Genomic DNA, 24,348 nt, shown 5'->3' on the forward strand with positions numbered 1-24,348 from the left:
AGCGCTCACGGAGTGACGCCACAAGCGCCATTCTGCCAACCAAGGGCCCGCTACCCGTTGCTTGCACACGCAAGGGCCCGGATAAAAACAAGCAATAGGGGAGTCCCTATGAGTGTCAATACGCCCACGCTGATCACCTTCGTGATCTACATCGCGGCCATGGTCCTGATCGGCCTGGCGGCATATCGCTCCACCAACAACTTCTCCGACTACATCCTCGGCGGCCGCAGCCTCGGCAGCTTCGTCACGGCGCTGTCCGCCGGCGCCTCCGACATGAGCGGCTGGCTGCTGATGGGCCTGCCCGGCGCGGTGTACCTGTCCGGCCTGTCCGAAAGCTGGATCGCCATCGGCCTGATCGTCGGCGCCTACCTCAACTGGCTGTTCGTCGCCGGCCGCCTGCGGGTACAGACCGAGCACAACGGCAACGCGCTGACCCTGCCCGACTACTTCACCAACCGCTTCGAGGACAACAGCCGCCTGCTGCGGATCTTCTCGGCCCTGGTGATCCTGGTGTTCTTCACCATCTACTGCGCTTCCGGCATCGTCGCCGGTGCGCGCCTGTTCGAGAGCACCTTCGGCCTCTCCTACGAGACCGCGCTGTGGGCCGGCGCCGCGGCGACCATCGCCTACACCTTCATCGGCGGCTTCCTCGCGGTGAGCTGGACCGACACCGTGCAGGCCTCGCTGATGATCTTCGCGCTGATCCTCACCCCGGTGATCGTGATGCTCGCCACCGGCGGCGTCGAGCCGACCTTCACCGCCATCGAGCTGAAGGACGCGACCAGCTTCGACATGCTCAAGGGCGCCTCCTTCATCGGCGTGATCTCGCTGATGGCCTGGGGCCTGGGCTACTTCGGCCAGCCGCACATCCTGGCGCGCTTCATGGCCGCCGATTCGGTGAAATCGATCCCGGCCGCGCGCCGCATCTCCATGACCTGGATGATCCTCTGCCTCGGCGGCGCCGTGGCCGTGGGCTTCTTCGGCATCGCCTACTTCCAGGCGCATCCGGAGCAGGCCGGCGCGGTCAGCGACAACCCCGAGCGGGTGTTCATCGAGCTGGCCAAGATCCTGTTCAACCCGTGGGTCGCCGGCGTGCTGCTGTCCGCCATCCTCGCCGCGGTCATGAGCACCCTGAGCTGCCAGCTGCTGGTCTGCTCCTCGGCGCTCACCGAGGACTTCTACAAGGCCTTCCTGCGCAAGGGCGCCAGCCAGCTGGAACTGGTCTGGGTCGGTCGCGCCATGGTGCTGCTGGTGGCGGTGATCGCCATCTGGCTGGCCGCCAACCCGGAAAACCGCGTGCTCGGCCTGGTGTCCTATGCCTGGGCCGGCTTCGGCGCCGCTTTCGGCCCGCTGGTGCTGTTCTCCCTGCTGTGGAAGCGGATGACCCGCAACGGTGCGCTGGCCGGCATGATCGTCGGCGCAGCGACAGTGATCCTGTGGAAGAACCTGTTGGGCTGGACCGGCCTGTACGAGATCATCCCCGGCTTCCTCTTCGCCAGCGTCGCCATCGTCGTCTTCAGCCTGCTCGGCAAGGCGCCTTCGACGAGCATGCTCAAGCGCTTCGACGATGCGGAGCAGGAGTACCGCGAGGCGCACCAGGGTTCCGCCGCTCCGGTAACCCAGCGCTGATCGAGCCTGTGGGCGCGTGAAGCGCCCGCGCATGGAGACGGCCCGCCCCGCAAGGTGCGGGCCGTCGTTTTTTCCGGCGGCTGCTGCGCCTGGCCGCGCAGGACGGATAACGGCAGCCGCGTTGTTCCTGTCCCGCCGCGCCGCTCAGGCGTCCCGCTCCAGCCGGCAAGCGTGCCCCGACTGTCGTGCCTCCAGCCTCAGCCATTCGAAGAATGCCTTCACCGGCGGATGACGTTCCCGTCCGGGCACGCATAGCGCGCTGTAGCCGGCGCCGTCGACACTGATATCCGCTCTGTAGGGTTGCAGCAGGCCGCTGGCGACGCTTTCCGAAACCAGGATCGAACTGGCCAGCACCAGTCCCTGGCCGGCGATGGCCGCCTGCAGGGCATAGTGCTCCTCGTCGTACTGGCGGATCACCGGCTGGCCCTCCATCCAGTTTTCGCCGGCCTGAGCGCACCAGGCCTCCCAGCCGTGGGCGTAGAGCCTGGAGTTGTGCCAGCGCACGCTGATCAGGGTCGGCTGCCGTTCTCCGGCCAGGGCGACCTGGGCCGGCGAGCCGTAGACCGCGAAGCATTCGTCGAACAGGCAGAGACCGTAGAAGTTCGGGTAGTCGTCGAGGCTGTAGCGGATCACCAGGTCGATGCTGGCGTCCTGGTGCAGGTCGAGGACTTCGCAGTTGGTGTCCAGGCGCAGGTTGATCTGTGGGTGTGCGGTGTAGAAGCGGCCGAGACGCGGCACCAGCCAGAGGGCGGCGAAGGCCGGGGTGGTGGAGACCGTCAGGTTGCCGCCGCTGCGCTGCGGACGCAGCGTGTCGACGCTCTGCGAAATTTCCAGCAGGGCCCCGTGCAGGCTGCGGAACAGCCGTTCGCCGCAGTCGGTCAGGCGCACTTGCCGTGGCAGGCGCTGGAACAGCGGAACGCCGAGCCAGGCTTCCAGCGAACGGATCTGGTGGGAAACCGCGGTTGGCGTTACCGCAAGCTCCTCGGCGGCGGCCTTGAAGCTCGACTGACGGGCCGCCGATTCGAAGGTGCGCAACGCGGTCAGCGGCAGGGAAGCGAACATGGGAATCTCCATGGGTGAGCTGAATTCACCCTGAACAACTATTGCTCATTTGTCGGGAACCCCCGCTGCCAATAATTTCTGGCTCCAGGCGAAGGGCCTTGAGGTCATTCGAGTCTAGCCGAATCCAAGGAGATACAGATGAGTAGAATTCTTGCAGTGCATGCCAGTCCGCGAGGCGAGCGCTCGCAGTCCCGGCGTCTCGCCGAGGTTTTCCTGGCGGCCTATCGCGAAGCCCATCCGCAGGCCCGCGTGGCTCGCCGCGAAGTCGGCCGGGTACCGCTTCCGGCGGTCACCGAGGCCTTCGTCGCCGCCGCCTTCCATCCCCAGCCGGAACAGCGTTCGCTGGCGATGCAGGCCGACCTGGCGCTGAGCGACCAACTGGTCGGCGAACTGTTCGACAGCGACCTGCTGGTGATCTCCACGCCGATGTACAACTTCAGCGTGCCCAGCGGCCTGAAGGCCTGGATCGACCAGATCGTGCGCCTCGGGGTGACCTTCGATTTCGTCCTCGACAATGGCGTCGCCCAGTACCGGCCGCTGCTGCGCGGCAAGCGTGCGCTGATCGTCACCAGTCGCGGTGGCCATGGCTTCGGCCCGGGCGGCGAGAACCAGGCGATGAACCACGCCGATCCCTGGTTGCGCACCGCGCTGGGTTTCATCGGCATCGACGAGGTCACGGTGGTCGCGGCGGAAGGCGAGGAATCCGGCGGCAGGTCCTTCGAGGACTCCTGCGCCGAGGCGGAACAGCGCCTGCTGGCGCTGGCGCAGTCGGCCTGAGGAGCCGCCATGGCCTGGTTCCATCTGCTGGTGGCGGCGGCCTTCGAGGTCGCCTTCGCCATGGGCATGAAGTTCTCCAACGGCTTCGGCAGGCTCTGGCCATCGCTGCTGACGGTGGTCGCGGCGATCGGCGGGATCTATTTCCTGACCCTGGCGCTGCGCGAGTTGCCAGTCAGCGTCGCCTATCCGATCTGGACTGCGATCGGTTCGCTGGGCACGGTGTTCCTCGGCGTCCTGCTGCTTGGCGAGAGCCTGACGGCGGTGAAGCTGGTTTCTGTCGGGTTGATCGTCGCCGGGGTGGCCGGGCTCAAGTAAGCGATGCGGCATTTGGCCTACAATCGGCCGCGTTTCCGTTCCTTCGAGAGCAGCCATGCTGACCACCCTGGCGGTGTCCAACTACCGCACCCTGCGCGACCTGGTGATGCCGCTGCGGCGCCTGAACCTGATCACCGGCGCCAACGGCGCCGGCAAGTCCAACGCCTACCGGGCCTTGCGCCTGCTGGCGGACAGCGCGCGCGGCGAAGTGATCCCGTCGCTGGCGCGCGAGGGCGGCCTGCCATCGACCCTGTGGGCGGGACCGGAGGACATCAGCCGGGCCATGCGCAGTGGCGCCCAGCCGATCGAAGGCAGCGTGCGCCGGCAGTCGGTGAATCTGCGCCTGGGCTTCGCCGGGGAGGATTTCGGTTATTGCATCGACCTCGGCCTGCCGGAGCCAAGCCAGAGCAAGTTCGGTCTCGACCCGGTGATCAAGCGCGAATGCATCTGGGCCGGCCCGTTCCTGCGCCCGGCCAATGTCCTGGTCGACCGTCGCGGGCCGTTGTTGCGCGCACGCGGCGGCGGCGGTCGCTGGGAAGTGGCGGCGCAGCACCTCGCCACCTTCGACAGCATGCTGGGCGCGGCGGTGGACCCGCGGCAGGTGCCGGAACTGCTCGGCCTGCGCGAGCGGATCCGCTCCTGGCGCTTCTACGACCATTTCCGCAGCGACGCCGAGGCACCGGCGCGGCGTCCGCAGATCGGCACCCATACGCCGGTGCTGGGCGCCGACGGCGCCGACCTGGCCGCGGCCCTGCAGACCATCCGCGAGATCGGCGATGCGGCGGCGCTGGACGAAGCGGTGGACGATGCCTTTCCCGGCAGCCGCCTGCACATCGACAACCCGGGAGGGCGCTTCGAAGTGCTGATCGAGCAGCCCGGCCTGCTGCGGCCGCTGCGCACCGCGGAGCTGTCGGACGGCACCCTGCGCTACCTGCTGTGGATCGCCGCTCTGTTGTCGCCGCGGCCGCCGGCGCTGCTGGTGCTCAACGAACCGGAAACCAGCCTGCATCCCGACCTGCTGCCGGCCCTCGGGCGCCTGGTCGGCCAGGCCGCGCAGCACTCCCAGGTGCTGGTGGTGTCGCACGCCGCGCGGCTTGTCGCGACGCTCGAAGAGCACCCGGAATGCCATTCGCTGGGGCTGGAGAAGGACTTCGGCGAGACCCGCATCCAGGGGCTGCGCGAGCTGGACCGGCCGGCCTGGTACTGGCCGGTGCGCTGAACCGCTACAGGCGGCCGATCTGTTGCGGCGACAACGGTACCTGGCAGCGGGTGGCGGTGCGTGGGTCGAGGTAGTCCCTGAGGAGCGGTGCCATGCCCTTGAGTACCTGCACCGGCAGGGCCGAGGTGAACTTGAACTGGCTCGACTCGCTGCCGTCGACGTAGGCGGTGAGGGTACCGAAGTGCCGCGGGCCGATGTAGAAGACGAAAGTGGCGGTGCGGTTCAGTGCCTTCGAACTGCGCACGTGGCCGCCGGCGCTGAAGGTCTGCAGGCGGTTGTCGCCGGTGCCGGTCTTGCCGCCCATCACCAGCGGCGCGCCGTCCGGACGGCTGAAGGTGCCTTGCAGGCGCCGCGCGGTGCCGGCGTCGACCACCTGGGACAGCGCGTTGCGCAGGGTGGCGGCGACCTCCGAGGTCATCACCCGCTGGCCGAGGGTGGCTTCCGGGGCGAAGCGCGTCTCGTAGGGCGTACCCAGGGCGAAGTCGAGGTGCTCCAGGCGCAGGGTCGGCATGCGCACGCCATCGTTGACGATGATCCCCATCAGTTCGGCCAGCGCCGCCGGGCGGTCGCCGGAGCTGCCCAGGGCGGTGGCGTAGGACGGCACCAGGTGATCGAAGGGATAGCCGAGTTTCTTCCATTGCTGGTGCAGGTCGAGGAAGGCCTCCACCTCCAGCAGGATGCGGATGCGCTTGTCGCGGGCGTTCTTGTGCCGCGACTTGAACAGCCAGCCGTAGACCTCCTTGCGCTCGGCGCCGCTGGCCGCCACCGCCTCGCCGAAGGTCGCCTGCGGCTGCTTCTGCAGATAGCCGAGCAGCCATAGCTCCAGCGGGTGCACGCGGGCGACGTAGCCCTGGTCGTTGAGGTTGAACTTGCCCGGGCCGTAGCGCTCGTACAGCTCGGCGGCGCGCTTGTCGGTCAGGCTGCCGCGGGGCAGGCGTTCGCGGAGGAAGGCGCTGAAGCTCGCCAGGTCGGCCTGTGGCTGCAGGTAGCGATGGATCGCAGCCAGCCGCACCGGCCAGGGACGCAGGCCGTCGAGGAAGGTCTCCAGGCGCTGGTTGGCGTCCTTGTCGCGGTACTTGACCCAGAAGCGGCGCAGGTAGACCTGGCTTTCCTTGTCGACGAAACGGTCGAGGTAGTCGGCGCGGCGCGGGTCCTTGTCGTCGGCCAGCAATTGCACCTTGCTCCCGGCGTTCTGGTAGATGTCGTGGCGGATCAGGTCGCGCAGCAGGCGCACGAAGGGCAGGTTGATCGATTCGCGCAGGGCTTCCAGCAGCATCGGCCGGCGGCCGTTGTCTTCCTTGCGGAAGTTGTTGAAGGTGTGCAGCCCGCCGCCGGTGAAGAAGCTCTCGTAGGGGCTGGCCGAATAGCGCCGTTCCATGGCCGCCTGGAGCATCGCGGAAAGATCGCGGTCGCGGCTGGCCACCAGGTGGTCGATGCCCCAGCGGAGGATGAAATCGAGCGGCTCCACTTCCACCTTGCGCAGCTCGGCGACGCTCATGCCGCCATAGTCGCGGTGGATCTGCGCGACGGTCTCCAGGTAGCTGGCCAGCACCCGTAGCTTGGCGGTGGAGCCCAGCTCCAGCTTGCTGCCTTCGTTGATGTCGAAGGGCTGGTCGGTGTTGTCGGTCTGCACCCGCACCTGGTTGCCGCTCGGCGTACGTTCGAACAGGGTGAAGCTGTAGCGTACCGAGCGGGTCGAGGTCGGGGTCAGCAGGCGTTCGCCGATCAGCCCGAGCTGGGCGGCGTAGTCCGGGTCGGCGAGTTTCTGCAAGTAGGCGGTGACGCTTTCCTGCAACTCGTGCTGGAGGGTGGTATTGGCCCGCAGGTCGAGACGGTCGAGGTCGTACAGTGGCACGCCGAGCATCCCGGCCAGGCGGGTGCGAGCCAGGGTCACGCCCTTGTTGGTCGGCAGCGGTTGCACCGTCGGCTGGCTGCGTGGGTCGCGGAACGCCAGCTTCTGCGCCAGCGCCGCATCGCGTAACGGCGCCTCGATGACGCCGGCCTGGGTCAGGACCCGCAGGTGGCTGTCGGTCATCCGGTCCAGCTCGTCGCGGCCGCGCGGCGCCAGATAGAAGGAAGGCCGGCGGTGGGCGATCATCAGCGCCAGCACCTGGCGCAGGGCCAGGCCCTGGGCGGCGAGTCCGGCCTTGCCGTCGAGGGCCTCGCCGACCTGCCGGTAGTCGGCGCCGTACCAGACCCACAGGCCATCGGCCAGGCCGGTGACCTCGCCGTAGCCCGGCGCCGCCGACAGCGGCACCGAGTTGAGGTAGGTGAGCACGATGTCCTGGCGCGCGGCGAAGTTGGCCGGGCCTTCGCGATAGCTGCGTACGCTGGCCGAGAGCATCTGCCGCAGCTTGTCGCCGATGCTGCTGGTGCGCCCTTCGGCAGAGTGGCGGTATTTCTCGATCTGGGTCGCCAGGGTGCTGCCGCCGGAGGAATGCGCGCTGAAGCCGAGCATCTTGCCGACCTGCGACAGCGCCGCCTGGGTGAAGCGACCCCAGTCCACGGCCGGGTTGAGGTAGGGGCGTTCGTGATCGAGCAGGTCGCGGTTCTCGATGAACAGCAGGCTCTGCACCGCCAGCGGCGGCAGGCTGGCGAAGTTCGCGTAGCGCCGTTGCGGATAGCGGAAGTCGTAGATCGGCACGCCGCGGCAATCGGCGATGTCCAGCCCGGCCTGGGCCTTTTCCGCGTAGGGCGGGAACAGCCGGTGTTCGGCGTAGCGCATCAGCGCCGGGGAGAAGTGCGCCTGGCGGGTGATGGCGTAGTCGCGGTCGTACAGGCGCTGCATGAACGAAGGCAGCAACTGGTAGCCGAGGCGGCGGTCGAAGGGGCCGTCCGCCGGGAACAGGATGGCCTCGCTGGGACCCTGGCGCACCTCGTAGTCCAGGGTCGCGGCGTAGCGTGCCAGCTCGCGTGCCTGCAACCGCGAGGTGTGCGCTTCGTGAAGGACCACGATGCCTACCGCGGCGAGGATCGGCAAGGCGAAGCCGATCAGCATCAGGCGTTGGCGGAGACGGCTTTTTCGAGGAGAAGCGGAGGCAGGGAGACTGCAGGGTTGCAGCTCGGAAGGGTCGTTCGTGGATCGTTCTGATGCACCCATGCTCGCACCGCCTGTAGCTGCGCAATTCATCCGCACCTGGGGGGAAGTCTAGTTGTCCCGCTGCAACCCTGCTGTCATTCGTGCAAGGAAAATCTCCCCGGCGGCAATCGGACGACCGAGGATTGGAGCGGCGTGGCGCAGGGGTTAGAGTGTCTGTCTGAGTTCCTTGTGTTTCGGGTCCGGAATGTCGATGCGCACACTTTTCCCCCTTCTCGTCGGTGTCGTCCTGGCGGGTTTCTCCGGCCTCGCGGCGCAGGCCGCGCCGGCGCCCTTCTACAAATGGCAGAGCAAGCTCGACGGCCAGGTCGCCTGCATGCAGACCTCGCCGGGAGACGGCTGGGTCAGGCTCGACGGCCCCTACCGCGACCTCCGCTGCCGCGAACCCCTGCGCTGACCCCGTGGAGCGCAGCCGACGGCTCGAGCGCAGCTGGCGCGGCAATGCCGAGGCCTGGGCCCGCGCCGTGCGCGAGGGACGCCTGGAAAGCCGCCGCCTGGCCACCGACGACGCGATTCTCCAGGCGCTGCGCCAGCGCGCGCCGCGGCGCCTGCTGGATATCGGCTGCGGCGAGGGCTGGCTGTGCCGGGCGCTGGCCGGCGAGGTCGGCGAATGCGTCGGCATCGACGCCTCGCCGGAACTGATCGAACTCGCCTGCGCGGCGGGCGGCGGCCGCTTCCGGCGCCTGGCCTACCGCGAGCTGGATGCGGCCTCGGGGCTCGGTCGTTTCGACGCCCTGGTGTGCAATTTCTCCCTGCTCGACGAAGACCTTGCCGGTTGCCTGGCGGCCTGGCCGGCGCTGCTGGAAAGCGGCGGCGAGTTGCTGATCCAGACCCTGCATCCCTGGGCCGCCGGCGACGAGGACTACCGCGACGGCTGGCGCGAGGAGCGCTTCGACGGCTTCGGCGAAGGCTTCCGCGACAGCATGCCCTGGTATTTCCGCACCCTGGAGTCCTGGCTGGCGCTGCTCGACGGCAGCGGCTGGCGCCTGCGGGGCCTGAGCGAAACCGTCCATCCCCGGCTCGGCAGGCCGCTGTCCCTGTTGCTGCGGGCGGGACTCGCCGAGTGAAACCTTTCAGCCCCGCAATGGGCGTTGCAGAGCGCTTACGCCTTTGGTCCAGTTGCCCTGTCGCGGGGCATGACGGCCTCGAAATCTTGTGTAAAACTCCGGCCCGACCTCAGTTGTAGTCGACTCCCGCAATGCCCACGTTCGCTCCACGAGAGCGGACAGCCTCTTCCGGTGTGCAGTCCTGGAACCTATGACGCCCCGTCGTCGCCTGCTGTGCGGTATCGCGCAGGGGCCGCGCCGTTGGCGAAATCCGCTTCCCTACCCCGACCGCACGAGCGAGTCCGCAACTGATCTATCTCAATAACAAAATGAGGTTGTTCCCATGTCGTCTGTCGGCGAACAGAAGGTTCAAGACGGCTCCCTGAAGCGCGAGCTCGGTGAGCGACACATCCGCCTGATGGCGCTCGGCGCCTGTATCGGCGTCGGCCTGTTCCTGGGCTCGGCGAAGGCCATCCAGATGGCCGGCCCGGCCATCATGATCTCCTACATCCTCGGCGGCCTGGCGATCCTGGTGATCATGCGCGCCCTCGGCGAGATGGCGGTACACAATCCGGTGGCCGGTTCCTTCAGCCAGTACGCCAAGGATTACCTGGGCCCGCTGGCGGGCTTCATCACCGGCTGGAACTACTGGTTCCTCTGGCTGGTGACCTGTGTCGCCGAGATCACCGCCGTCGCCGTCTACATGGGCATCTGGTTCCCCGACGTGCCGCGCTGGATCTGGGCCCTGGCGGCCCTGGCGAGCATGGGCACGATCAACCTCATCGCGGTGCGCGCCTTCGGCGAGTTCGAGTTCTGGTTCGCCCTGATCAAGATCGTCACCATCCTGGCGATGGTGGTGGTCGGCATCGGCATGATCGCCTTCGGCTTCGGCAACGACGGCATCGCCACCGGCATCTCCAACCTCTGGGCCCACGGCGGCTTCATGCCCAATGGCATCCAGGGCGTGCTGATGTCGCTGCAGATGGTGATGTTCGCCTACCTCGGGGTGGAAATGATCGGCCTCACCGCCGGCGAAGCGCGTAACCCGACCAAGACCATTCCCAGCGCGATCAACTCGGTGTTCTGGCGCATCCTGCTGTTCTATGTCGGCTCGCTGTTCGTGATCATGTCGCTCTATCCGTGGAACGAGATCGGCACCCAGGGCAGCCCCTTCGTGATGACCTTCGAGCGCATGGGCATCAAGACCGCCGCCGGGATCATCAACTTCGTGGTGATCACCGCCGCGCTGTCGTCCTGCAACGGCGGCATCTTCAGCACCGGGCGCATGCTCTACAGCCTGGCCCAGCATCGCCAGGCCCCGGCCTTCTTCGGCAAGGCCTCGCGCAGCGGCGTACCGCGCCGGGCGCTGATCCTGTCGATCCTGGCGCTGCTGCTGGGCGTGTTGCTGAACTACCTGGTGCCGGAGAAGGTGTTCGTCTGGGTGACCTCCATCGCCACCTTCGGCGCGATCTGGACCTGGGCGATGATCCTGCTGGCCCAGTTGCGCTTCCGCAAGACGCTCAGCCCGGCCGAATGCGACAAGCTGCAATACCGCATGTGGCTGTACCCGCTCAGTTCCTACCTGGCGCTGGCGTTCCTGGTGATGGTGGTGGTGCTGATGGCCTTCTTCGAGGACACCCGCATCGCCCTCTACATCGGCCCGCCGTTCATCCTGCTGCTGACCGTCCTGTACTACGCCTTCAACCTGGCGCCGAAGGAGCCTGCCGGCGCCGGCGCGGTAAGCCGCGCGGCGTCCTGAGCGGTGTAGCGCCGGAAAGGAAGAAGGGCCTCGGACGAGGCCCTTTTTTCGTTGCGCCGATATCCGGCCCGGTGCGGCGGATAACGCCGTTGGCGTTATTCGCCCTACCCAGGCTGGGGCATCAGCCCGCCAGCATGCTCAGCATCACTGCCGCCAGCAGGCCGACGTACACCCGCGCATGCAGCGCATCGGGAATCCGCCCGATCAGCGGGGTCGCCAGGCGGATGCCGAGCCAGCCGCCGCCGGCCAGGGTGGCGAAGGCCAGCAGGTCGATGTAGCCGACGAAGCCTCGGCCCAGGCCTTGCTCCTGGTAGCCGGCCAGGACCAGGTAGGTAAGGGTGCCGCCAAGAGCCACCGGCAGGCTCAGCGGGTTGGCCATGGAGGTCGCCTGGGTCATGCTCAGCCCGCAGCGGCGCAGCAGCGGTACGGTCATCACGCTGCCTCCGACGCCGAGGAAGGTGGCGATCGCACCGATCAGCGTTCCGCCCAGGCGCGTCTCGCCGACACCCAGCGGCCGGGCCTGGCGCTCCTCGGCGCGGCTGAGGAAGCCGCGGCGCAACAGGCAGTCGAGGATGGTGATGGCGAGGTAGGCGACGAAGGCCAGGCGGATGAAGTCGCCGCTGGCCAGGCCGACCAGCGCCGCGCCGAGCACCGCGCCGACACCGATGTACGCGCCCAGCGGCCAGACATAGGCGCGCAGCAGGCTGCCGGCGCGCCGGTGGCGATAGGTGGCGAGGGCGGCGTTGACGATCATCACGCAGGTCGAGGTGGCCACCGCGACCTGCATGGCCGCCTGGGCCAGCGGGTCGTCGGCGGCGCGACCGAGTTGCAGCAGGTGATAGAGCAGCGGCACCACCACGAAGCCGCCGCCAAAGCCGAACAACACGGCGCTGACCCCGGTGAGGCAGCCGCAGAGAAAGAGCAGGAGATAGAACATGGCGGGTTTCCGGAACGAGAGCGGAAGGCCAGCTTAGGCGTCCCGGGGTTGGCCCGCTTCGCGAGGTTGGCCAATACTATTCGTGTTTCGGCCAGGTGCTTCGACCATGCGCAACGCTTCCATCGAGCAGTACGACGCCACGCCCCGGGCCGTGGTGGCCATGGGTACCGACTATCCCGACGGCTACCTGCTGCCGCGCCATCGGCACCGTCGCGCGCAATTGCTGTACGGTGCCAGCGGAGTGATGCAGGTGCGTACCGGCGACGCCGGCTGGGTGGTGCCGCCACAGCGCGCGGTGTGGATTCCGCCGGGCGTCGAGCATGAGGTGCGAATGCTCGGGGTGAGCACCCGCAGCCTGTACATCGAGCCCGGCAGCGCCACGGCGATGCCGGCGCACTGCCAGGTGCTGGCGGTGTCGCCGTTGCTGCGGCAACTGTTGCTGGCGGCGGTGGACATGCCCCTGGAATACGACACCGAAGGTCGCGACGGCGCGCTGGCGACGCTGTTGCTCCATGAGCTGGCGGCGGCCGAGACGCTGCCGCTGCACGTGCCCTTGCCGCCCGAGCCGCGCTGGCTGGCGCTTTGCGAGGCGTTCCTCGTCGAGCCCGACATCCGCGCCAGCGCCGAGCGCTGGGCCGGGCTGCTGCATACCAGCCTGCGCAGTTTCAACCGCACCTTCCGTCGCTACACCGGCCTCAGCTTCGGGGCCTGGAAGCAACGCGCCTGCGTGGTGCAGGCACTGGCGCGGCTGGCCGGCGGCGAAACGGTCACCGCCATCGCCCTGGACTGCGGCTACGAGAGCCCGGCAGCCTTCTCGACCATGTTCCGCCGGGTCCTCGGCCAGCCGCCCAGCGCCTTCCAGGCGGGCGCGCTCAGATCGCCAGGAGGTCCATGAAGCGGTTCACCGGCGTGGCTTCCAGCGACGCCTGGTGGCTGCACAGGTCGAAGATCCTCTGGCAGCGCTGCGGCGGGAAGCGCGTGGCCAGGTTGGCCTTGAACTTCTCCTGCAGCAGCGGAATGCCCTCGGCGCGCCGGCGGCGATGGCCGAGCGGGTACTCCACGGCGACCTGGCCGGTGCTGCTGCCGTCGTCGAAGAACACTTCCACGGCGTTGGCGATGGAGCGCTTGTCCGCCTCCAGGTATTCACGGCTGTAGCGCGGCTCCTCGACGATCTCCATTTTCTCGCGCAAGCGGTCGATCAGCGGGTGGGCGGCGTGGAAGGCGTCCTCGTAGTGCTCGGCCACCAGGTCGCCGAAGATCAGCGGCACGGCGGTCATGTACTGCAGGCAATGGTCGCGGTCGGCGGGGTTGGCCAGCGGGCCGACCTTGGAAATGATGCGGATCGCCGACTCGTGGGTGGTGATGACGATGCGGCTGATCCGTTGCAGGCGGTCCTTCACCAGCGGATGCAGGCGCACGGCGGCCTCGGCGGCGGTCTGCGCGTGGAATTCGGCGGGGAAGCTGATCTTGAACAGTACGTTTTCCATCACGTAGCTGCCGTAGCCCTGGGGGAAGCTGAAGCGCCGCTTGTCCTCGGGCTTGGTCGCCAGGTCCTTGCTGGTGTGGCTGAACAGGACATCGTAGAAACCCCACTGCGGCGCGCTGAGCACGCCGGGGATGCCCATCTCGCCGCGCAAGGCGATGTCCGCCAGGCGTACGCCGCGGCTCGTCGCGTCGCCAGCAGCCCAGGACTTGCGCGAGCCGGCGTTCGGTGCGTGACGGTAGGTGCGCAGGGCCTGGCCGTCGACGAAGGCGTGGGAGAGGGCGGCCAGCAGTTGCTCGCGGTCGGCCCCCATCAGCTTGGCGCAGACGGCGGTGGACGCGACCTTGACCAGCAGCACATGGTCGAGGCCGACGCGATTGAACGAGTTCTCCAGGGCGATCACGCCCTGGATCTCGTGGGCCATGATCATCGCTTCCAGTACCTGGCGCATGCTCAGCGGCGCTTCGCCGTTGGCCAGGCGTTTCTGCGAGAGGTGGTCGGCGACGGCGAGGATGCCGCCGAGGTTGTCCGAGGGATGGCCCCACTCGGCGGCCAGCCAGGTGTCGTTGTAGTCCAGCCAGCGGACGATGCAGCCGATGTCCCAGGCGGCCTTGACCGGGTCGAGCCGGAAGGAGGTGCCCGGCACCCGCGCGCCGTGCGGGACCAGGGTGCCCTCGACCAGCGGGCCGAGGTGCTTGGTGCATTCCGGGAAGCGCAGCGCCAGCAGGCCGCAGCCGAGGGTATCCATCAGGCAGTTGCGGGCGGTGTCCAGGGCCTCCGCGGAATCGATGCGGTAGTCCAGCACGTAGTCGGCGATGTCCTGCAGGACGGCGTCGTAGTCGGGACGTTGGTTGAGATCGACGTTGGCACTCATCGCGTACTCCAGTGGTTCGTAAGTGGTGGGTTTCCTCTCGGGTCAGGCTGGTTCGGGGATGGTTTTTCTTGTCGTGGCTGCAAGACGCCCCGGCCTTTCGCGGTGGCGGAAGGCCGGAGCAAGGATAGGTCGGTTCAGAAGGCGTCGCCGGGCACGCGCACCCAGCCTTCCATGAGGATTCGCGCGCTGCGGCTCATGATCGCCTTGGTCACCGTCCATTCGCCGTTCGCCTGGCTGGCCTCGGCGCCCACTCGCAGGGTGCCGGAGGGATGGCCGAAGCGTACCGCGCTGCGTTCGCCGCCGCCGGCGGCGAGGTTCACCAGGGTGCCGGGAATGGCCGCGGCGGTGCCGATGGCCACCGCCGCGGTACCCATCATCGCGTGGTGCAGCTTGCCCATGGACAGCGCGCGGACCAGCAGGTCGATATCGCCGGCCGCCACCAGCTTGCCGCTGGCGGTGCGGTAGTCGCGGGGCGGGGCGACGAAGGCGATCTTCGGCGTGTGCTGGCGGGTCGCGGCTTCCTCGGGGGTCTTGATCAGGCCCATGCGCAGGGCGCCGGCGACGCGGATCCGTTCGAAGCGCGCCAGTTGCTGCGGGTCGCCGTTGATCTCTTCGCGCAGCTCGGTGCCGCGGTAGCCGATCTCCTCGGCATTGACGAACACCGTGGGAATCCCGGCGTTGATCATGGTCGCCTTGAAGGTGCCGACCCCCGGCACCTCCAGGTCGTCCACCAGGTTGCCGGTGGGGAACATGGCGCCGCCGTCCTCGCCGTCGTCGGACGGGTCGAGGAACTCCAGCACGATCTCGGCCGCCGGGAAGGTCACTCCGTCCAGTTCGAAGTCGCCGGTTTCCTGGACTTGGCCGCCGCTCACCGGCACGTGGGCGATGATGGTCTTGCCGATATTGGCCTGCCAGATGCGCACCTCGCAGATGCCGTCTTCCGGTATCCGCGCCGGATCCACCAGCCCGGCGTGCAGGGCGAAGGCGCCGGCCCCGGTGGAGAGGTTGCCGCAGTTGCCGCTCCAGTCGACGAAGGGCTTGTCGATGGAGACCTGGCCGTAGAGGTAGTCGACGTCATGGCCCGGCTGGCTGCTCTTCGAGAGGATCACGCACTTGCTGGTGCTGGAGGTGGCGCCGCCCATCCCGTCGATGTGCGCGGCATAGGGGTCGGGACTGCCGATCACCCGCATGAACAGCCGGTCGCGCGCCTCGCCGGGGACCCGGCAGGATTCCGGCAGGTCTTCCAGGCGGAAGAACACGCCCTTGCTGGTGCCGCCGCGCAGGTAGGTGGCGGGGATGCGGATCTGGGGGGGGTGGGCCATGCGTCGTCGTCCTCGGCAATCGAATTCAAGGGCAGCGGCTGCGTTCGACAGCCGCTGCCGGTCGTCGGCGGATGACGCTACGCGTCGCCCGTCCTACCAGGGTGTTTCGCCGGCGCCATCAGGCGCCGGCCGCCTCCAGGAAGTCCTGGGCGAAGCGTTGCAGTACGCCGCCGGCTTCGTAGATGGAGACTTCCTCGTCGCTGTCCAGGCGGCAGGTCACCGGCACTTCGAGCCGCTCCCCGTCGCGCCGGTGGATGACCAGGGTCAGGTCGGCGCGCGGCCGGCGAGCGCCGAGCACGTCGAAGGTCTCGCTGCCGTCGATCCCCAGGGTCAGGCGGGTGGTGCCCGGCTTGAACTCCAGCGGCAGCACGCCCATGCCGATCAGGTTGGTGCGGTGGATGCGCTCGAAGCCCTCGGCGACGATCGCCTCCACCCCGGCCAGGCGCACGCCCTTGGCCGCCCAGTCGCGCGAAGAACCCTGCCCGTAGTCGGCGCCGGCGACGATGATCAGCGGCTGCTTGCGCTCCATGTAGGTCTCGATGGCTTCCCACATGCGCATCACCTTGCCTTCCGGCTCGACCCGCGCCAGCGAACCCTGCTTCACGCTGCCGTCGGCGTTGCGCACCATCTCGTTGAACAGCTTCGGGTTGGCGAAGGTCGCGCGTTGCGCGGTGAGGTGGTCGCCGCGGTGGGTGGCGTAGGAGTTGAAGTCCTCCTCGGGCAGGCCCATTTTCGCCAGGTATTCGCCCGCCGCGCTGTCGGCGAGGATCGCGTTGGACGGCGACAGGTGGTCGGTGGTGATGTTGTCCGGCAGCACCGCCAGCGGGCGCATGCCGCGCAGGGTGCGTTCGCCGGCGAGGGCGCCTTCCCAGTACGGCGGGCGGCGGATGTAGGTGCTCGTCGGGCGCCAGGCGTAGAGCGGGTCGACCTTCTCGCGCTCGCCGTGGGTGATGTCGAACATCGGGATGTAGACCTGGCGGAACTGCTCGGGCTTCACCGCCGCCCTGACCACCGCGTCGATCTCTTCGTCGCTCGGCCAGAGGTCCTTCAGGCGGATCTCCTTGCCGTCCACCACGCCGAGCACGTCGCGCTCGATGTCGAAGCGGATGGTCCCGGCGATGGCGTAGGCCACCACCAGCGGCGGCGAGGCGAGGAAGGCCTGCTTGGCGTAGGGGTGGATGCGCCCGTCGAAGTTGCGGTTGCCGGAGAGCACCGCGGTGGCGTACAGGTCGCGCTCGACGATCTCCTGCTGGATCGCCGGGTCGAGGGCGCCGGACATGCCGTTGCAGGACGTGCAGGCGTAGGCCACCACGCCGAAGCCGAGGGCTTCCAGGTGCGGCAGCAGGCCGGCTTCGCGCAGGTATTCGGTGACCACCTTGGAGCCGGGTGCCAGCGAGGTCTTCACCCATGGCTTGCGGACCAGGCCGAGGCGGTCGGCGTTGCGCGCCAGCAGGCCGGCGGCGATCACGTTGCGCGGGTTGCTGGTGTTGGTGCAACTGGTGATCGCGGCGATGATCACCGCGCCGTCCGGCATCAGGCCCTCGGCTTCCTCGGCGCGGGCCCGCTCGAGGTTGCCGGCGATGCCTTTCGCCGCTAGTTCGCTGGTGGCGACCCTGGCGTGCGGATTGGACGGGCCGGCCATGTTGCGCACCACGCTGGACAGGTCGAACTTCAGCACCCGCTCGTACTCGGCGTCGACCAGGCTGTCGGCCCAGAGCCCGGCGGTGCGCGCATAGGCCTCCACCAGGGCGACCTGCTCGTCGTCGCGGCCGGTGAGGCGCAGGTAGTCGATGGTCTGCTGGTCGATGGCGAACATCGCCGCGGTGGCGCCGTATTCCGGAGCCATGTTGGAGATGGTCGCGCGGTCGCCGAGGGTCAGGCTGGAGGCGCCTTCGCCGTAGAACTCCAGGTAGGCGCCGACCACCTTCTGCTTGCGCAGGAACTCAGTCAGGGCCAGCACCACGTCGGTGGCGGTGATGCCCGGCTGGCGACGGCCGCTCAGCTCGACGCCGACGATGTCCGGCAGGCGCATCCAGGAGGCGCGGCCGAGCATCACGTTTTCCGCTTCCAGGCCGCCGACGCCGATGGCGATCACGCCCAGGGCGTCGACGTGCGGGGTATGGCTGTCGGTGCCCACGCAGGTATCGGGGAAGGCTACGCCGTCGCGCGCCTGGATCACCGGCGACATTTTCTCCAGGTTGATCTGGTGCATGATGCCGTTGCCCGGCGGGATCACGTCGACGTTGCGGAAGGCCTGCTTGGTCCAGTCGATGAAGTGGAAGCGGTCCTCGTTGCGGCGGTCCTCGATGGCGCGGTTCTTGGCGAAGGCCTCGGGGTCGTAGCCGCCGCATTCCACCGCCAGCGAGTGGTCGACGATCAGTTGCACCGGCACCACCGGGTTGACCTGGGCCGGGTCGCCGCCCTTGTCGGCGATGGCGTCGCGCAGGCCGGCGAGGTCGACCAGCGCGGTCTGCCCGAGGATGTCATGGCAGACCACCCGCGCTGGGTACCAGGGGAAGTCGAGGTCGCGCTTGCGCTCGACCAGTTGGCGCAGCGAAGCCTCCAGGGTCGCCGGGGCGCAGCGGCGCACCAGGTTCTCGGCGAGCACGCGGGAGGTATAGGGCAGCTTGGCGTAGGCGCCGGGCTGGATCGCCTCGACCGCCTCGCGGGCGTCGAAGTAGTCCAGGCGGGTGCCGGGGAGCGGTTTGCGGTGTGCGCTGTTCATGGCTCGGACTCAATCACGGGGTGTTCGGAAGCGTGTCGCTCGCGCCGTGGCGCAGCCCACGCCGGCCTTTCGAATTCTGGGTGCGGCAACCGTCCGGCGCGCTCGCGTTCGGCGCGCCGGACGGCGTGGATCAGCGTTGCTCCAGCGGCACGAACGCGCGCTGTTCGACGCCGGTGTACTCGGCGCTCGGGCGGATGATGCGGTTGTTAGCGCGTTGTTCGAAGACGTGGGCGGTCCAGCCGCTGGTCCGCGAGCAGACGAAGATCGGCGTGAACAGCTTGGTCGGGATGCCCATGAAGTGATACGCCGAGGCGTGGTAGAAGTCGGCGTTGGGGAACAGCTTCTTCTGCTCCCACATGGTCTTGTCGATGGCCTCGGAAACCGCGAACAGGACCTTGTCGCCGACCTCGTCGGCGAGCTGCTTCGACCAACCCTTGATCACTTCGTTGCGCGGGTCGGAATCCTTGTAGATGGCATGCCCGAAGCCCATGATCTTGTCCTTGCGCTCGAGCATCTTCAGCAGCTCGGCGGTGGCTTCCTGCGGCGAAGAGAAGCGTTCGATCAGTTCCATCGCCGCCTCGTTGGCGCCGCCGTGCAGCGGGCCGCGCAGCGAGCCGATGGCGCCGGTGACGCAGGAGTAGAGGTCGGACAGGGTCGAGGCGCAAACCCGCGCGGTGAAGGTGGATGCGTTGAACTCATGCTCGGCGTAGAGGATCAGCGAGACGTTCATCACCTTCACGTGCAGCTCGCTGGGCTTCCTGCCGTGGAGCAGGGCGAGGAAGTGCCCGCCGATGGTCGGCTCGTCGCTGTTGCAGTCGATGCGCTGGCCTTCGTGGGTGAAGCGGTACCAGTAGGTCATGATCGCCGGGAAGGCGGCGAGCAGGCGGTCGGCGACGTCGCGCTGCTGGTCGAAGCTCAGCTCCGGTTCCAGGGTGCCGAGGACCGAGGCGCCGGTGCGCATCACGTCCATCGGGTGGGCGTCCTTGGGAATCCGTTCGAGAACTTCCTTCAGCGCTTGCGGCAGGTCGCGCTGGCCCTGGAGCTTCTTCAGGTAGGCGTCGAGCTGTTGCTTGTTCGGCAGTTCGCCGTAGAGCAGCAGGTAGGCGACCTCCTCGAAGATCGCCGCCGCCGCCAGGTCGCGGACGTCGTAGCCACGGTAGGTCAGGCCGGCGCCTTCCTGGCCGACGGTGGACAGGGCTGTCTGGCCGGCCACCTGGCCACGCAGGCCGGCACCACTCAGTACTTTTGCTTCAGCCATTGCTCTCTCCTTTCTTGAATTTTTTCTGGATGCTGCAACTCGGTTTCACGGGGTTCGCGGACCGGCGCTCAGGCGCACGCCGGGCTCGATGCTCAGGCGTTCTTCTTCTGCGCGAAGAGCGCGTCGAGCTTCTGCTCGAAGCTGTGGTAATCGATGCGATCGTACAGCTCCATGCGGGTCTGCATGGTATCGATCACGTTCTTCTGAGTGCCGTCGCGACGGATCGCGGTGTAGACGTTCTCCGCCGCCTTGTTCATGGCGCGGAAGGCCGACAGCGGGTAGAGCACCAGGGACACGTCGGCGGAGGCCAGTTCGTCGGTGGTGAACAGCGGGGTGGCGCCGAACTCGGTGATGTTGGCCAGCACCGGCACCTTCACCGCGGCGGCGAACTCCTTGTACATGGCCAGTTCGGTCATGGCTTCCGGGAAGATCATGTCGGCGCCGGCCTCGACGCAGGCGCAGGCGCGGTCGATGGCGGCCTGCAGGCCTTCCACGGCCAGCGCGTCGGTGCGCGCCATGATCACGAAGGAGTCGTCGTTGCGGGCATCGACGGCGGCCTTGATGCGGTCGACCATCTCCTGCTGCGAGACGATCTCCTTGTTCGGCCGATGGCCGCAGCGCTTGGCGCCGACCTGGTCCTCGATATGCATCGCGGCGGCGCCGAACTTGATCATCGACTTCACCGTGCGGGCGACGTTGAACGCCGAGGAGCCGAAGCCGGTGTCGACGTCCACCAGCAGCGGCAGGTCGCAGACGTCGGTGATCCGGCGCACGTCGGTGAGCACGTCGTCGAGGCCGCTGATGCCCAGGTCCGGCAGGCCCAGGGAACCGGCAGCGACGCCGCCGCCGGACAGGTAGATGGCCTTGAAGCCGGCGCGCTTGGCCAGCAGGGCGTGGTTGGCGTTGATGGTGCCGACCACCTGCAGCGGGTGCTCGGTGGCCACGGCTTCGCGGAAGCGCTGGCCGGGGGTAAGGGACGTCTGGCTCATCACGGACCTCTTAGACGGTGGAGGAAGCGGAGGCGAGCTTCGCCGGCTGGGGTTCCAGCTGGCGCTCGATATTGCGGCGCGACGCACTGATGTGGCGGCGCATCAGCAGCTCGGCCAGTTCGCCGTCACGGTCGGCGATGGCGTCGAGAATGCGGTGGTGTTCGGCGAAGGCCTGGCGCGGCCGGTTCGGTGTGGTCGAGTACTGGATGCGGTACATCCGCACCAGTTGGTAGAGCTCGCCGCAGAGCATGCGGGTGAGGGTGGCGTTGCCGCTGCCCTGGATGATCCGGTAGTGGAAGTCGTAGTCGCCTTCCTGCTGGTAATAGCCGCGCCCGGCCTGGAACGCCTCGTCGCGCTCGTGGGTGTCGAGCACCCGGCGCAGTTCGTCGATCTCGGCCTGGCTCATGCGCTCGGCGGCCAGTCGGCAGGCCATGCCTTCCAGGGACTCGCGGATCTCGTAGAGTTCGATCAGCTCGGCGTGGCTCAGCGACACCACCCGCGCCCCGACATGCGGCACCCGCACCAGCAGGCGCAGGCCTTCCAGGCGGTGGATCGCCTCGCGCAGCGGGCCGCGGCTGATGCCGTAGGTGCGCGCCAGCTCCGGCTCGGAGATCTTGCTGCCCGGCGCGATCTCGCCGCTGACGATGGCGCTCTGGATCTTGCGGAAGACGTGTTCCGACAAGGTCTCGCCGTCGTCATGGGCAATTTCGAGAGGGGGCGGGTTCTGGGTCATGGTACTGGCTGTCTGGGTCGATGTGTCGACAATGTTTGCGAAAGCTACCGCCTGGATTGCGTGGGGTCAATCATTCGTCGCTTGATTGTCGACAATCGTCTAATGCATCGCTGGTCTATGCTTTCCCCTCCAGCCGCTGTGCCAGGAGAGAGTTTCGTGGGCATCTATGACCGTTACGTGTTGCCGCGCCTGATCGACTTCGCCTGCGGCATGGGCGACGTGATGAAGCAGCGTTCGCTGCTGGTGCCGCGCGCCCATGGGCGGGTGCTGGAGATCGGTCTGGGCACCGGGCTCAACCTGGGCTTCTACGACGCGGCGAAGGTGTCGGCGATCGTCGGCGTCGACCCGGCCGCGCAAATGCAGGCGCTGGCCCGCGAGCGCGCGGCGCAAATCGGCATCCCGGTGGAAATGGTCGCCCTCGAGCTTGGCGAGATTCGCGCCGAGGCGGAAAGCTTCGACACCATCGTCTGCACTTTCACCCTTTGCTCCATCGCCGCGCCGCTGCCGGCGCTGGGCGAGATGCGTCGGGTGCTGAAGCGTGGCGGCGAATTGCTGTTCTGCGAGCACGGGCGCGCGCCGGACGCCTCGGTGCTGGCCTGGCAACGACGCCTGACGCCCTGGTGGAAACCGCTGGCCGGCGGTTGCCACCTGGACCGCGACATGCCGGCCTTGCTGCGCGAGGCCGGCTTTCGCATCGACGAGCTGGAACAGGGCTACCTGCCCGGGCCGCGGCCGATGACCTACGTCTACCGCGGCGTCGCGCGCTGAATCCGGGCGGCGCTCAGAGCGCCTTGGGCAAGGGCGCGAACAGCGCGTCGATATCGGCCTCGTCGAGCTTCCAGCCGTCGCCGTTGCCTTCGCTGAACAGGCCGTCGGCGAGGGCGGCCTTTTCCTGCTGCAGGTGCTGGATCTTCTCTTCCACCGTGCCGCGGGCGATCAGCCGGTAGACGAACACCGGCTTGTCCTGGCCGATGCGGTAGGCGCGGTCGCTGGCCTGGTTCTCCACCGCCGGGTTCCACCAGGGATCGTAGTGGATCACGGTGTCCGCCGCGGTCAGGTTGAGGCCGACCCCGCCTGCCTTCAAGCTGATCAGGAACACCGGCACCTTGCCGCTCTGGAAGCGCTGTACCGGGGCGCGGCGGTCGCGGGTCTCGCCGGTCAGCAGGACGTAGTCGACGCCGCGCTGGCGCAGGGCGTCCTCGATCAGCGCGAGCATCGAGGTGAACTGCGAGAACAGCAGGACCCGGCGACCCTCGGCGATCAGTTCGTCGAGCATGTCGAGCAGGTAGGCCAGCTTGCCCGAGCTGAGCGCCCGGCCGCTGCGCGCGCCGTCTTCCTGGCGTTGCAGCAGGCGCGTGTCGCAGCAGACCTGGCGCAGCTTGAGCAGCGCCTCGAGGATCACGATGCGGCTGCGCGCCAGGCCGCGCCGGGCGATCTCCTCGCGGACCTTGCGGTCCAGCGCCAGGCGCACGGTCTCGTAGAGTTCGCGTTGCGCCTCGCTGAGTTCGACGAACTGGGTGAACTCGCTCTTCGGCGGCAGTTCCGAGGCCACCTGTTCCTTGGTCCGTCGCAGCAGGAACGGCCGCAGGCGCGCGGCCAGGTGGCTGAGGCGTGCCTCGTCGCCGTGCTTCTCGATCGGCGTGCGGTAGTCCTGGGCGAACTGGCGGGCGTCGCCGAGCCAGCCGGGCATCAGGAAATGGAACAGCGACCAGAGTTCGCCGAGGTGGTTCTCCAGCGGCGTGCCGGTCAGGCACAGGCGATGCCGTGCCGCCAGCTCGCGGGCGGCGACGGCGGCCTTGGTGGTGGCGTTCTTGATGTTCTGCGCCTCGTCGAGGATCAGCAGGTGGAACCGCCGCTTGCCCAGCTCGGCGGCGTCGCGTGGCAGCAGGGCATAGGTGGTCAGCACCAGGTCGTGCTCGTCGATGCGGGCGAAGTCGCGGCGCCGGCCGGCGCCGTGCAGGGCCAGCACGCGCAGATCGGGAGCGAAGCGCTCGGCCTCGTCCAGCCAGTTGGGGATCAGGCTGGTGGGCATCACCACCAGCGCCGGCGTGTCGAGCCGCCCGGCCTGCTTTTCCAGGAGCACGTGGGCCAGCGACTGCAAGGTCTTGCCCAGCCCCATGTCGTCGGCCAGCACGCCGCCGCTGTCGAGTTCGCGCAGGGTCTGCATCCAGCTCAGGCCTTCGAGCTGGTAGGGCCGCAGTTCGGCGCGCAGGCCTTGCGGCGGGGTCGCCGGACGAGCCTGGAAACTGCGTAGGCGGCGGGCGAAGTCGCGCAGGTTGTCGCCGCCTTCCCAGGCCAGCGGCAACTCGTCGAGATCGGCCAGGCGCGCCGCGTCCGGTGCGCCCAGGCGCAGCTTGCGCTGCGGTTCGGGGTCGCCCAGGTAGAAGTCGGAAAGCGTCGCCAGCACCGGCTTCAGACGGCCGAAGGGCAGCGCCACGCGCAGCGGCGGGTTGAGTTCCAGGCGCAGCACCAGTTGCTCTTCGTCGGCGTGCCGGGCGAGGGCGCGCGGATCGAGCAGGGCCGGACTGCGGCGGATCAGCTCGGTCAGCGCCGGCAGCAGGCTGACCCGCTGTCCGGCGACCTGGATGCCCAGTTCCAGCTCGAACCACTGGCGGTCGTCGGCTTCCTCGACCTCGGCGTACCAGGCGTCGATGGGCGTCAGGTCGTAGGCGAAGTCGGCGCGGATGTCGATGAACCAGCCCTGCTGGCGCAGGCGCGGCAGATCGTCCTGCATGAAGTGCAGCCAGGCGTTGTCGCCGGGCAGTTCGAACATCTCGCCGGCGCTTTCCTCGAGCGCGTCGCTGCGCCGGGTCGCCGGCTTGAAGCCGAGGCGGCGCAGGGTCTCGCGGTATTCCTGCTCGTGCGCCGGACGCCGTTCGATACGCCGCTGGGCCTCCCGTGGCTCGCTGCCGGGACGCCCGGAAACCGCCTCGCCGGCATAGATGAAGGCCAGCGCCGCGCGGTGCCGGGAAATGCTCTGCATGCGTCCGCTGCGCAGGTCGTAGCCGCTGTGCACGTGGCTGCCGAGGGTCAGCCGCGCATACGGCCGGGCCGGGTCGATGGCCAGGCTGAGCTGGGTGTCTGGGGCGGAGGGTGAAGTCATCCGGTATGTCCTTCGGCGGA

General features: G+C 68.2%; 19 protein-coding genes. 9 read left to right on the top strand and 10 right to left on the bottom strand.

All coding sequences use genetic code 11. The features are described 5' to 3' along the window. Positions 1-108 precede the first annotated feature (108 nt). A complete protein-coding gene (putP, locus tag FOC67_RS04340) occupies positions 109-1,629 on the top strand; it encodes a sodium/proline symporter PutP (protein ID WP_003085592.1) in 1,521 nt (506 codons plus the stop codon). A gap of 144 nt (positions 1,630-1,773) precedes the next feature. Here the strand turns inward: putP and FOC67_RS04345 are convergent, their stop codons facing one another. After that, entirely contained in the window at positions 1,774-2,703 is a 930-nt protein-coding gene (locus FOC67_RS04345; RefSeq protein ID WP_023875769.1) for a LysR substrate-binding domain-containing protein, read from the bottom strand. A 126-nt stretch (positions 2,704-2,829) separates the two neighbouring features. On the opposite strand from FOC67_RS04345, the gene azoR1 reads away from it, so the two are divergent. Genes azoR1 through FOC67_RS04360 form a run of 3 tightly spaced genes read left to right on the top strand, consistent with a single transcriptional unit; the run spans position 2,830 to position 5,002 of the window. Then, positions 2,830-3,468 (top strand): FMN-dependent NADH-azoreductase AzoR1, encoded by a 639-nt coding sequence (gene azoR1 / locus FOC67_RS04350; RefSeq protein ID WP_003085596.1) that lies wholly within the window; start codon positions 2,830-2,832, stop codon positions 3,466-3,468. A 9-nt stretch (positions 3,469-3,477) separates the two neighbouring features. Further along, on the top strand, positions 3,478-3,783 hold the full coding sequence (locus FOC67_RS04355; protein ID WP_003103070.1) for a multidrug efflux SMR transporter: 306 nt from the start codon (positions 3,478-3,480) through the stop codon (positions 3,781-3,783). Positions 3,784-3,838: 55 nt separating this feature from the next. Continuing rightward, on the top strand, positions 3,839-5,002 hold the full coding sequence (locus FOC67_RS04360; RefSeq protein ID WP_009315266.1) for an AAA family ATPase: 1,164 nt from the start codon (positions 3,839-3,841) through the stop codon (positions 5,000-5,002). Between the two features lie 4 nt (positions 5,003-5,006). Here FOC67_RS04360 and FOC67_RS04365 read toward each other — a convergent pair whose 3' ends face one another. Further along, positions 5,007-8,132, bottom strand: a complete 3,126-nt coding sequence (locus FOC67_RS04365; RefSeq protein ID WP_031627687.1) for a transglycosylase domain-containing protein — start codon at positions 8,130-8,132, stop codon at positions 5,007-5,009. A gap of 154 nt (positions 8,133-8,286) precedes the next feature. Here FOC67_RS04365 and FOC67_RS04370 point away from each other — a divergent pair, with 154 nt between their 5' ends. The 3 genes from FOC67_RS04370 to FOC67_RS04380 all read left to right on the top strand — a co-directional run bounded on the left by FOC67_RS04370 (position 8,287) and on the right by FOC67_RS04380 (position 10,904). Continuing rightward, positions 8,287-8,496 carry a hypothetical protein gene (locus FOC67_RS04370; protein ID WP_009875978.1) on the top strand — a complete coding sequence of 70 codons (210 nt, stop codon included), beginning with the start codon at positions 8,287-8,289 and terminating at the stop codon, positions 8,494-8,496. 4 nt (positions 8,497-8,500) lie between these two features. After that, entirely contained in the window at positions 8,501-9,166 is a 666-nt protein-coding gene (locus tag FOC67_RS04375) for a bifunctional 2-polyprenyl-6-hydroxyphenol methylase/3-demethylubiquinol 3-O-methyltransferase UbiG (RefSeq protein ID WP_009315268.1), read from the top strand. A 322-nt stretch (positions 9,167-9,488) separates the two neighbouring features. Beyond that, positions 9,489-10,904 carry an amino acid permease gene (locus tag FOC67_RS04380; protein WP_003109752.1) on the top strand — a complete coding sequence of 472 codons (1,416 nt, stop codon included), beginning with the start codon at positions 9,489-9,491 and terminating at the stop codon, positions 10,902-10,904. Positions 10,905-11,025: 121 nt separating this feature from the next. Here FOC67_RS04380 and FOC67_RS04385 read toward each other — a convergent pair whose 3' ends face one another. Next, on the bottom strand, positions 11,026-11,841 hold the full coding sequence (locus FOC67_RS04385) for a sulfite exporter TauE/SafE family protein (protein ID WP_003085615.1): 816 nt from the start codon (positions 11,839-11,841) through the stop codon (positions 11,026-11,028). A gap of 106 nt (positions 11,842-11,947) precedes the next feature. Between FOC67_RS04385 and FOC67_RS04390 the strand changes: the two genes are divergently transcribed. Next, on the top strand, positions 11,948-12,736 hold the full coding sequence (locus FOC67_RS04390) for a helix-turn-helix domain-containing protein (protein WP_009315269.1): 789 nt from the start codon (positions 11,948-11,950) through the stop codon (positions 12,734-12,736). Here the strand turns inward: FOC67_RS04390 and prpD are convergent. The 6 genes from prpD to FOC67_RS04420 form a co-directional block, all read right to left on the bottom strand. Further along, on the bottom strand, positions 12,714-14,198 hold the full coding sequence (prpD, locus tag FOC67_RS04395; protein ID WP_003109750.1) for a 2-methylcitrate dehydratase: 1,485 nt from the start codon (positions 14,196-14,198) through the stop codon (positions 12,714-12,716). The two genes, FOC67_RS04390 and prpD, sit on opposite strands and share 23 nt — an antisense overlap. A gap of 134 nt (positions 14,199-14,332) precedes the next feature. Continuing rightward, positions 14,333-15,520, bottom strand: a complete 1,188-nt coding sequence (prpF, locus tag FOC67_RS04400) for a 2-methylaconitate cis-trans isomerase PrpF (protein WP_003103056.1) — start codon at positions 15,518-15,520, stop codon at positions 14,333-14,335. A gap of 118 nt (positions 15,521-15,638) precedes the next feature. After that, entirely contained in the window at positions 15,639-18,245 is a 2,607-nt protein-coding gene (gene acnD, locus FOC67_RS04405) for a Fe/S-dependent 2-methylisocitrate dehydratase AcnD (protein ID WP_009315270.1), read from the bottom strand. Positions 18,246-18,375: 130 nt separating this feature from the next. Continuing rightward, complete coding sequence (gene prpC, locus FOC67_RS04410) at positions 18,376-19,503, bottom strand: 2-methylcitrate synthase (protein WP_003085628.1); 1,128 nt, start codon at positions 19,501-19,503, stop codon at positions 18,376-18,378. 92 nt (positions 19,504-19,595) lie between these two features. After that, complete coding sequence (gene prpB / locus FOC67_RS04415) at positions 19,596-20,492, bottom strand: methylisocitrate lyase (protein WP_003085630.1); 897 nt, start codon at positions 20,490-20,492, stop codon at positions 19,596-19,598. Positions 20,493-20,502: 10 nt separating this feature from the next. Beyond that, positions 20,503-21,225: a GntR family transcriptional regulator gene (locus tag FOC67_RS04420; protein WP_003085635.1), complete on the bottom strand. Its 723-nt coding sequence runs from the start codon at positions 21,223-21,225 to the stop codon at positions 20,503-20,505. A gap of 117 nt (positions 21,226-21,342) precedes the next feature. On the opposite strand from FOC67_RS04420, the gene FOC67_RS04425 reads away from it, so the two are divergent. Next, positions 21,343-21,993: a class I SAM-dependent methyltransferase gene (locus tag FOC67_RS04425; protein ID WP_003118644.1), complete on the top strand. Its 651-nt coding sequence runs from the start codon at positions 21,343-21,345 to the stop codon at positions 21,991-21,993. A 13-nt stretch (positions 21,994-22,006) separates the two neighbouring features. On the opposite strand, the gene FOC67_RS04430 is transcribed toward FOC67_RS04425, so the two are convergent. Beyond that, on the bottom strand, positions 22,007-23,998 hold the full coding sequence (locus FOC67_RS04430) for a DEAD/DEAH box helicase (protein WP_003140910.1): 1,992 nt from the start codon (positions 23,996-23,998) through the stop codon (positions 22,007-22,009). Between the last annotated feature and the right edge of the window lie 350 nt (positions 23,999-24,348).

Source organism: Pseudomonas sp. FDAARGOS_761, assembly GCF_013343155.1.
In the GTDB taxonomy this organism is placed as follows: Bacteria; Pseudomonadota; Gammaproteobacteria; order Pseudomonadales; family Pseudomonadaceae; genus Pseudomonas; species Pseudomonas aeruginosa.